Raw genomic sequence first — 9,980 nt, 5'->3', positions numbered from 1 at the left:
CAGTTTTCAATGTTCAAATATACCTAAAATGCATATCCGCTCTCTATCAAAAAATATTAGTTTAAGACTTGACTTTTAATAGTTAGTCTCTACTTATAAGCCGAAAATCAGGGGGTAGTGTCCCGCTTTTTGTGAATTTTTTTTTTAAAAAACAAAGAAGATATTTAACTCTTCCTTGTTCAGTCATATTTTTAATGATTCCATGCACAGTCCATACAGAAACCATTTCCATCTTCATTTGCATAGTTTATACGGCATCCACAATCAGGATATATGTTGTAATAATCCTATTCTGATATATATTCGTACGTATTTTGTTATCTCGACTTTTTCGACTCTTTATATTCAAAAAATCGTCTTTATATTCTTCTCCTTCATATTTTTCCTATTTATTATATTTACACCATTTTTACATCATTCAAATGCTTTTAGATAAAGCCAGACAACTCCTGATGAAACAAATAGAGTCCCGCAAGCGCCCAAAATAGGCGCCTATGAGACCTAATAACGTAAGACAACGGCAACTTTGCTCTAACAAGACGACAGTGCTATTTTTTTTGAAAATCTATACAAAATCTATACACCCGCATAACCACTGGGTTTCTTGATTCTTCTTTTTATCATAAATGTCGTTTATTTTACTTTTACACCATCTGCATTAATTGGTGTCAGTATTCATTTTGCTTTGTTTAGTTCTATTTAGTGTGAAATATTCTAAACTGCCATCAAGTCATCCATTTTTTTAATTTCTTTCTCTACTCTTTGCATATCTATGATGTGATTATAAACGTCCATTGTCACCGCGATATTAGAATGTCCCATAATATGCTGTAATACTTTCACATCCATTCCACGCTCAGCCATTCTAGTACATCTAGTATGACGAAGTGTATGAGCTAAAATTGAAGGCATTAGATGCGGATTTTTGCGAACCTTACTCGCCCGCTCCATTTCTTGTTTATTATAAGCATTCACAATATTGAGAAGAATATCATTCATCGCACTTGGTTGTAATGGTCTGCCATTTTTACTAACAAAAAAGAATTCTTTATAGCCCTCCACGGTTACATCACGATCAATTTCAAGCATTAAATGATGATACTCTCATTGCTGATCAAATGCTCTTCACACTACTTGTAACATAGGAATTATACGATCACCAGTTTTAGTCTACCTCATCCAGGCACCACTTACCGTTCACAACACATTGCATACAACATTTGCAACAACTCACATCACAAAATTTAATTTTTGTTAACTTAGGTGCTTTATACTCAAAAGTGTACTTATGATTTTATTCCAATGTAATATAATGATTATTAAAATTTCATTTCAATTCTTCCAAAACACTCTTTGACTCCACCTTTCTAAAATATAACATTGGCAACAAAATACAGATGAAAGTTAGACAACAACATAAGATACCTATAGCACCAACTGGATAGTAAAATTTAAAATAAGACAAATTTTGATTAACAAATCTTCCGAGGCACAATAATCCAAAACTTCCAATGCTCAATAAAATACCTATTAATATTAAACAAAAATAACTGCCTTCCAATAGCAGCATTTTTTGCAGTTGTCTTCTTGTCATACCTATCCTTTCCATAATGACAAACTCTTTCCTACGTGCCGAAAAATCCGCAAATCTTGTATTAATATAATTCATAATTCCCATAAAAAGTAAAATAATACTTAATGCCTCCATAACCATCCGACTTGCCTGTATATAATTTTGTGCCGATGCAATAGTATCTGAATTTGCTGTGACATAAAAAAGATATTTATTTTTTTTATTTATCTTTGATGCCCATTGCGTCAACTGTTCTTTTATCGTCGATTCTTCTGCATCCATCACATTAAAAGAAATATGAAAAATCTGCTTATTAAATCCAAGTTGTTGAAACCCTTTCTCGCTTACTACCAGATAATTAATACCATTGCCACTATAAGTGAAATCCAAATCTGGAAATGCTTTTTTTGCGGTGTCAAGATAACCTGCACAAGTGATACTTGTACTGTTTTTTTTCTCTGCATAATCCACATAACTTTGATAAAAAGTAAAGCTTTCGCCCAATGTATCAGCTACCTCTGCATTCAAATTAGAGGAAAGTTCATTTTTATGCAACAGTAATGCTCCAGTTCCTTTTTTTACAGCCTCAATATTAATACCTATTTCCTTATTTTGTACGTAAGTCTCAATATTCTCAAGTGAATCTTTGCTTAAAATTTGAACAGTTACATAATTATTATAATTACTTTCCCCAATTAAAACTTTTAATCTTGGAGCAAACCCATCTTTTAAATCTGTAGCAATAAATCCATATCCACCTTGACATATTTGTAAACTTTCTTTGCTAATATTTGCAATCTTGGCAATATCGTTAACATACTCATCCGCAAACAAATTCTCTTGTTCACTATTTTCAAATTTGATTGCATCTAAATATCCATTTACGGTATCTTCTTCTATACCGACTTCAAAATCGTAATTTTGTTCTAACTCATGAATGGTATCCGTGCCTTTTGCCAATACGACGGCACCAAGCGCAACCTCGCACCCTAATGTCATCGAAAGCATAGTTACTACAAATTTTGTTCTAGACCGCATCAAATTTCGCCATGCCATACGGGAAATTTCTGCACCATTTCGGGTCTTGCTCCTTGGATGGGTGCAATTCTTTTTCCGTTTTGTAGTATCGATTTCTTGATATTTTACTGCTTCTATGGGCCGAAATGTTCCTGACTTTTTTATGGCTCTTGTACTTGCATAGAATGAAAATACAAATACAAATACAACGCTAAATGATAGAATACCACCATAAAATGTATTCATTCCATTAGCGCTCCCAAATCCTTCCAAGCATACCTTTTCTAATAATTTTTGAATGAGTAGGAATTGCACAAGAATTCCAAGGATACCGCCGATGACACATCCTAAAATACTTTTTATAAAGCTTTGCAGATACACCATTTTTCGCAATTGCTTTCTTGTCATTCCTATCGTTTCAAGTAATCCAAATTGCCTTATTTCGCGACCCAATGAAATTGAAACAATATTATAAATCAAAAGATACGCACTGATGCAAATAATCATTGCACATATTACCGCTATCTCAAATCCCCCAATAAAAGTTGCCATGGCACGAGAAACAGAAGATTCCTCAACTACAAATTGTTGATATTCATTTTTCATTTCAACATCCTGATAAAGTTGTGTCTCTATATAAGAACTTTCTAAAAAATCAATGTTTGTCCGTACCAACAATTTCGCAGGAAACATCTTTATTCCATTTTCTTCCAAAAACTCTTCTGAGAAATAAATACTTGGTACATTTTGCATTATATCGTTATAATCGGTGTTGTAACCAGATAATATAAAATTGGAACGATATGTATCCTGATGTTCTTTGTTGGTCATCCAATCAAACCATCCCAATCCTAATTCTATTTTCATTCCAATTTTAGGTTCTTGTATTCCTAAGACTTCTAACGCTCGTCTTGACATAAAAATTTCTTTGTTTTTTTGAGGATACATTCCAAAAACACTCGTGCATGCAGGTTTCAACATATCTTTATAGCCTGTCATATCGAGTATCGAACAATAGCATAAAAGGTCATTTGTATTATCATAAATCCCTGCAAATGTCTTTTGCACCCCTACGCTTTTTACATAACTTAATTCTTTTAATTTTTGATACTGATCTTTTGTTCCATTTTGTAAAAAAACATTTGCAGCAATACCTGCTTTCCTTATATTTCTTAGAGAATCTGTATCTATTTTTCCTTTTGCAATGCTAAATGCAGAAAATAATAACATCACGGCCAATGCCACTGCAATGATATATATTATATTACTTTTTCGATTTTTTTTATCATTTGCCTTTGCTAATTCCCAAATCACCTGTTTTTTGTTTTGCTTCATTAGTTTAGCCCCTCTGTCCTACTTACAAACTTTTCCATCTTCAATTCGAATACAGCGGTCTGCCATTTTTGCAACTTCCCCATCATGCGTTACGATTACAATTGTCTGATGAAATTTTTCTGCCATATGCTTCATTAACTGAATCACGTTGTTACTTGTTTTAGAATCTAGATTTCCAGTTGGTTCATCTGCTAATACAAGTGCAGGTCTAGTAACTAAGGCGCGCGCCACTGCAACTCTTTGCTGTTGTCCCCCAGACATTTCATTTGGCATTTTATATAGCTGGTTTTCGATTTCCAGAGCTTCTACAATCTCTTCTACGAAAGATGAAACAATTGGAGCATTATCTAATTTTAATGGGAGTACAATATTTTCATAACCATTTAAGACAGAAACCAGATTATAGTTTTGAAATATGAATCCAATGTTTCTTCTCCGAAATATCGTAAGTTCCTCACGACTCATATCTTTGAGACTTTCTCCACGGATTTCAACATAACCATTTGTTGGAGAATCTAAGCCACCAAGTATATTTAAAAGGGTACTTTTTCCACTTCCCGAGGTTCCTACAATCGCTAGGAATTCTCCTTCCTCCATAGTAAGATCTATTCCATCTAATGCCAATATTCTTATGCCTCCAGTCTGATAAGTTTTCTTTAAACCTACACCTTTTATTAGCTGCATAATATTTCCTTTCCAATTTTTTTATGTTAGTTTCTGATAAATATAAATCAATATAAATTAAAATTTATTGTATATCTTCCTTTAAATAATAAGTATAATCAATTTTCAAAAAATTTAATATTTGTAAATCTCCAGTATAATAATCCACTACTTTACCATCCTTTAAACATAATAAAAATGGGACACCTGGTATCATAATATTTCCATTTTTATAATCATTACAGTTAATAATAGGGTTCTTCCTCATAAAACAAATGTATAATCTAGTTACAATTATACTATTTATGGAATAATTTAACAACTTTATTCACATGAATCAATACTATTTCATTTACTTCCATAAAAATTCTTCCATTTTATCGAATAAGCGGCACTAATATGATCTACTGTCGCCGCTTAATTCTTCATTATTATTCTTACATAACGCCAGACAACACCTGATAAAAAGAAAGAAGTCCCAAAAGCCCCTAAAGTAGGAGCCTATGAGACCTGATAACGTAAGAGAACAGCAACTACGCTCTAACAAGACGTGAGTGCTAATTATTTCTTTTAAAAACAACCTCCGTGTGCATGAATACGTTCCTTTTTTATCTTCTTTGGTACCGTTGGCATATTGGATTTCTCCCTTTCTACACAAAAAGAAACGTATTTCTACGTCTCCTACTACCACTACTTATCCTCAGCCCTCTGCTCAGCAACTGCATCAGCAAATTTTCAAATTCAGTTTGATATTTCCATTTGATTTCGATTCGGTCTTATGAATAGACAATACATTCTTGCATTTACCTATTAAGTCACTCATTTTCTGTTCTAATATCTTGCGCTCTTCTCTATCACCAATTCCATTGCAAATTTTTAATTTTCTTTCTTCCAGTTCTTCAATTTGCATTGTAAGCTGCTTCTTACGTAATACATACTCTTCCTTTGAAATTGGCTTTTACCGATTTCTTTCGTACTAATTCAATTTTTCATTCTGCATTTTATTCATCGCATTATCTGCATCAACTACCGTCATTTCAGTTTTATTTTCTTTATATATCTTCTGTTTCAAGTCTCTAATAAGCTTTTCTGTATTAAACAGCAGCTTAATATGATTTTGTATCAATTCAACCATCGTACTCATCATATCACAATCTTGCTTAGTAATTTTCGTACGTACTCTGACATTACTTATCTTATCGCCAGCATACCTTTGGTTCCTGATAATCTTCAAGACTTTTGGTGATGTCCATACAGTCTTATCATCAATCACATACTATCTGTGTCTGTTAGTATTACTATATCCCGCATTTTCCTGTTTCTTATTTGAAAATCTAATAATGCGCTCAATATTTGCAATTACCGTATTCACTGTTCTCATAAAAATCCTCCTTGTTTTTTATGAATAGTATATACAGTAATTGCAACAAATAAATGTCCATTAATTGTGAGTACACCTTTTATGTCATTTGTGAGTACGCTTTTAGATAATTAAATTATAAACTTTTTATAAAATCTTCAAAAATGAGGGACACTCCCCCTGATTTTCGGCTTATAAGTATAGGGGTAAAATTTAAGAAACTGCAGTAAACATAATCACCCTGGTATACTATCCTTCACGCAAAGTGCCCCCCACCCCATCTCAGGATTCGGCCACTCCGTAAACCCAGGCAGATTCCTAGCCCCATTAATCAAATATGCCTTGACCTTTTCTGCTTGTGTCAAGGAAAGACTAAAAAAAAATTTCGTATTTATTACGTTTGCGTTATCAACTCACCAGAAATCATAGTGTTTCTGCGGTCTCTGGTGAATTGATAAATTTTAACTCATTTATTGAAATTATCAATCGAATAAAATGAGACCCTTCATTCATTGAATAAAATGAGACCCTTCATTCATTAAATAAGTTAGTGGTAAATCTTTGTTGTAATGCTTCTAATAATATATATGCAAGTGTGGATGTCCAGTATTACTATGGACTGGCCACACTTTTTTAATTTGCTCTACCCCGTGCATCATCTATCGCAAATACTTCTGCCATAGACCGGGAAACATGTAAGTTAGGATTGATGATTTCCATCACAGCATCACATATCGCTCTTACACGACATGCTATGCTCCGGTACCACCCGGCTGCTTGTTTAAGCAGTTGTTTCATTATCCATCAAAGCTTTGCAATGTGTATCAATAACATTACATCCATCTGGTTCGCTCTTTACCTTTTGCTTCTTCTATTACGATACCTTGCTTGAACTGGTTAACCAGCAGGTATATCACGGCAAATCTACAGATGAATCACGTTTGATCCCAAAGCTAATTCTGCTACTCTGGTTTCAACTAAGTGTGTTTGACTTTTGTTTCTTACACTCGATATGAAGTTGTCAAGGTTCAGGTGCCAAAACTTAATCACCAGAACCTTGATTCTGATTTTCCGCTTTCAGCAGGAGGAAAAATTACCCCTATACTTATAAGCCGAAAATCAGGGGGTAGTGTCCCGGTTTTTATGCAAATATTTAAAAAAATAAAGAAGTAGATTAACTCTTCCTTATTTAATCACATTTTTAATAATTAAATTCCTTTTTCCTTGCATATACTTCTAGCTCCCTTTCTGTATAAGACAATCCACTCCTGTATCCGCAAACACATACCGAGGGATAGAATTAAATCGAATTATTAACTTTTATATTACCGAATCATTGAAGCCCACTATTCTCAACGCTTCCAGATCTCACTTTTTCGATATCAATACTAAACTTTCGACAAGGCTTGAGATGACAGAATTGATGTCATTAGAAGTAATAAGTATTTCATTTCCAACCGTATTTAACGCTTCTTTGAGTTTATCAACTGCATTATCAAAAAAAAGCAAAGTGAATATACCGCACGCAACAGCAAAACTAATTGACCATATGATTGGTTTGACCCCCACAAAATAATCTTTTACTACTAAACAACTTTGTACAAAAGAACTCCTATTATAGAAACTTGATATAGGTTTCTTCCAATTAGAAAATTCAGGAGTGTCATATATAACATTTAATGATGGTAAACCGCCTCCGCCTTTAATGTGAAAAGGCGATCTTATATTATCCTTACCTTAGCTAATATCAGAAATTGTCTTCTGTAAATTCAATAATATCTGCAATAAAAGCCTTTTTATCAAACAACATCTCAACATAATCACAATATTGTTTCATTATTAGTTTTACATCATCTGGTTGCTTTGCTGCATTGAGTCTGATATCTACTAAATATGATTCTACCTCATTAATGTGTTCCCATTTTTCTAAATGTTTCTGAACCGCTTCCTGATGCTTTATTCGTAAATCCTGTAACTTTTTTTGTTCGGCTTCTTCCTCTTCCCTTTGTTGTTGCAGCTCCCACTTCCTATTGCTTTCTTCATATGCTTCATTTTCTAAACGTTTTTCTTCTCTATTTTTATTGCTGATTTCAATTAATACGGCCCGCAAGTCAATAAAAATATCTATAATCTGGTCTTTCAATGAGATAGTATCTTCTTTATAAATTAACTCGTGAAGTTTCACTTTACTTTTATTAATAGAATATATTCTAAATTCCAACTCTCCCGAATCCACAAAATCATATGATGGCTTCATTGTTTTCACACCTGCTGGTTTCATATCCTTATACCTGCACTTAGTTTCTAACAACGAACATTCAAGAGTACAATATGGAAAGTTAATTACAGTATTGTCATTATTATGATTATCCACCCGTATTGAGCCGCCAATCGCTTGTATAGCTTCTATAAAATAATCCATGAAAGTATAAGTTCTCGTTCTCTGCTTTTCAGAAACTTCAATATTAAGTACTGGTATATTTCCTTGAAATCTTGAATATTTCAATTTGTATTGCAGTTCAAATGACATATAATCTTTATATTTTTCTTTTTCATGTAAACGGTGCTTTTCAATTTCTTTATTGTGCTCATCAATCAAAGAATTATACTGATTCCTTATCAAATGAACATTTAGATGCTTACACCATTTTTCGTAATCATCGTCATTTTCAATATTGACTTTATCAATTCCGTTCTTCTTCAAGGTTAATTACCCCGCTTTCAAAATAACATCCTCCACGATAGAGTGTATCTATCAGAATTTCCAATGCATCTGAGTTCTTAACATGATTTGGTATAAAGTATCTTTCTCTACTATCTTGAAGAACACTCGATAGGCCTGCCATTAACATTGATAATGACGGGTAATCCATAGTATTTATATATTCATGCCTTTTATCATTTTCATATATATGGCTATTTCTTCCCCATGAACTGATATCATTTATATGAAGTCCCAAAATAAAATTTCTCATGGTTGCAAGAGTATTTACCATATCTTCTATATTAGATTTTAGTGAATTTTTTCCACTTCGGTCTGTCAAGTCCACGGCTAACTTTAACTGTAGCTTCATTTCTTTGCATGTATTTCTCAGTCGAACAATATCTTCTATAGTAGAATATAAATAACTTTTACCTTTATTGGATTTTGTATGTCCATTTATGATGGCAATTTTCATTTTATTATATCTGCGCATGCTTTTTTCAAATAACTGATACTTATTGAAAAAAGCTTCCTCATTATAATCTGGTGTACTGTATGGAGATATAAATTCCAATAATTGCGGTGCTCCAAATGCTTTAAAACATGCATGCAAATTAGATATCATAATATCCAAAGCATCTTTATCTTTCCACATAGCATCAGCATTCATCTTGTCATATGTTATGCAGAGGATATAATTTGCTCCAGGATTTTCTTTTAATATGCCGTTAGCCGTTTCAATAAATTTTATATTAGTTGTAATTTCGCTCGGATAGTCCAGCCCTGAAACAGATACAGGCTTCAAAATTCTTTTTTGACTCGCTAGATTTACTCTCTCATTAGTTATACATAAAGTAACATACTCTGGCCAATAATCCGGATCTTTAACATCCTCAAATAGCCAATAATACATAATCAGCATTTCGAGTTCACCTTTATGATCAAAAACAAACTCTCTGTGCTTATTTCTTTCGTATATATCGTTTATATTAAAAGGATTGTCTTGATACCGATAATCATATTTGTTAATACTGTAATGCGTTTCTGTAGAACCGTCATATTCCATTTGGATATATCTATCATAAAAATTGTATGATATGTTTTGGGCATATTCCATTAAATTTACATGAAAATTCCGATAAACATCCAGTACCCAGTCGATTATAAGATTGTCCATTTCTTTCATATCAGATAAGCTAGGCTTATCCGTTCTTGTATCACAATATTCCTTCACCATAGCTGTTATATTGTTAAGAAACTCATCTGAAGGAGAAAGATTTAATTTATCTTTACAAACGTATTCAGCCACTTTTTTATAATCTTCTGGC

Annotated in this window: 8 protein-coding genes; 1 reads left to right on the top strand and 7 read right to left on the bottom strand. The window is 32.8% G+C overall.

Annotation, left to right across the window (positions count from 1 at the left end; translation table 11 throughout):
- Positions 1–714: 714 nt before the first annotated feature.
- From BMY18_RS20390 to BMY18_RS20370, 5 genes are all read right to left on the bottom strand, one after another.
- Positions 715–1,089, bottom strand: a complete 375-nt coding sequence (locus BMY18_RS20390) for a tyrosine-type recombinase/integrase (RefSeq protein WP_092458378.1) — start codon at positions 1,087–1,089, stop codon at positions 715–717.
- A gap of 238 nt (positions 1,090–1,327) precedes the next feature.
- Entirely contained in the window at positions 1,328–3,925 is a 2,598-nt protein-coding gene (locus BMY18_RS20385; protein WP_092458375.1) for an ABC transporter permease, read from the bottom strand.
- 18 nt (positions 3,926–3,943) lie between these two features.
- A complete protein-coding gene (locus tag BMY18_RS20380) occupies positions 3,944–4,609 on the bottom strand; it encodes an ABC transporter ATP-binding protein (RefSeq protein ID WP_092458372.1) in 666 nt (221 codons plus the stop codon).
- 703 nt (positions 4,610–5,312) lie between these two features.
- Entirely contained in the window at positions 5,313–5,498 is a 186-nt protein-coding gene (locus BMY18_RS20375) for a hypothetical protein (protein WP_092458369.1), read from the bottom strand.
- 66 nt (positions 5,499–5,564) lie between these two features.
- Positions 5,565–5,861 (bottom strand): hypothetical protein, encoded by a 297-nt coding sequence (locus BMY18_RS20370; protein WP_092458366.1) that lies wholly within the window; start codon positions 5,859–5,861, stop codon positions 5,565–5,567.
- A gap of 1,498 nt (positions 5,862–7,359) precedes the next feature.
- On the opposite strand from BMY18_RS20370, the gene BMY18_RS21225 reads away from it, so the two are divergent.
- Positions 7,360–7,524, top strand: a complete 165-nt coding sequence (locus BMY18_RS21225; RefSeq protein ID WP_170841525.1) for a hypothetical protein — start codon at positions 7,360–7,362, stop codon at positions 7,522–7,524.
- 171 nt (positions 7,525–7,695) lie between these two features.
- Here BMY18_RS21225 and BMY18_RS20360 read toward each other — a convergent pair whose 3' ends face one another.
- Both BMY18_RS20360 and BMY18_RS21220 read right to left on the bottom strand, forming a co-directional pair.
- Positions 7,696–8,652, bottom strand: coding sequence for a hypothetical protein (locus BMY18_RS20360; protein ID WP_092458361.1), 957 nt, complete (start codon positions 8,650–8,652; stop codon positions 7,696–7,698).
- A partial coding sequence (locus BMY18_RS21220; RefSeq protein WP_092458358.1) for a hypothetical protein occupies positions 8,633–9,980 on the bottom strand: 1,348 nt, incomplete at its 5' end. The genes BMY18_RS20360 and BMY18_RS21220, both read right to left, overlap by 20 nt.

It is taken from the genome of [Clostridium] fimetarium (genome assembly GCF_900111235.1).
In the GTDB taxonomy this organism is placed as follows: domain Bacteria; phylum Bacillota; class Clostridia; order Lachnospirales; family Lachnospiraceae; genus Clostridium_N; species Clostridium_N fimetarium.
This window is presented reverse-complemented; position numbering and strand designations above follow the sequence as displayed.

Bases quoted from the DNA above. Each gene is read 5' to 3' on its own strand.
- BMY18_RS20390 (WP_092458378.1), bottom strand. From the start codon at position 1,089: ATGCTTGAAATTGATCGTGATGTAACCGTGGAGGGCTATAAAGAATTC.
- BMY18_RS20385 (WP_092458375.1), bottom strand. From the start codon at position 3,925: ATGAAGCAAAACAAAAAACAGGTGATTTGGGAATTAGCAAAGGCAAAT.
- BMY18_RS20380 (WP_092458372.1), bottom strand. From the start codon at position 4,609: ATGCAGCTAATAAAAGGTGTAGGTTTAAAGAAAACTTATCAGACTGGA.
- BMY18_RS20375 (WP_092458369.1), bottom strand. From the start codon at position 5,498: ATGCAAATTGAAGAACTGGAAGAAAGAAAATTAAAAATTTGCAATGGA.
- BMY18_RS21225 (WP_170841525.1), top strand. From the start codon at position 7,360: ATGACAGAATTGATGTCATTAGAAGTAATAAGTATTTCATTTCCAACC.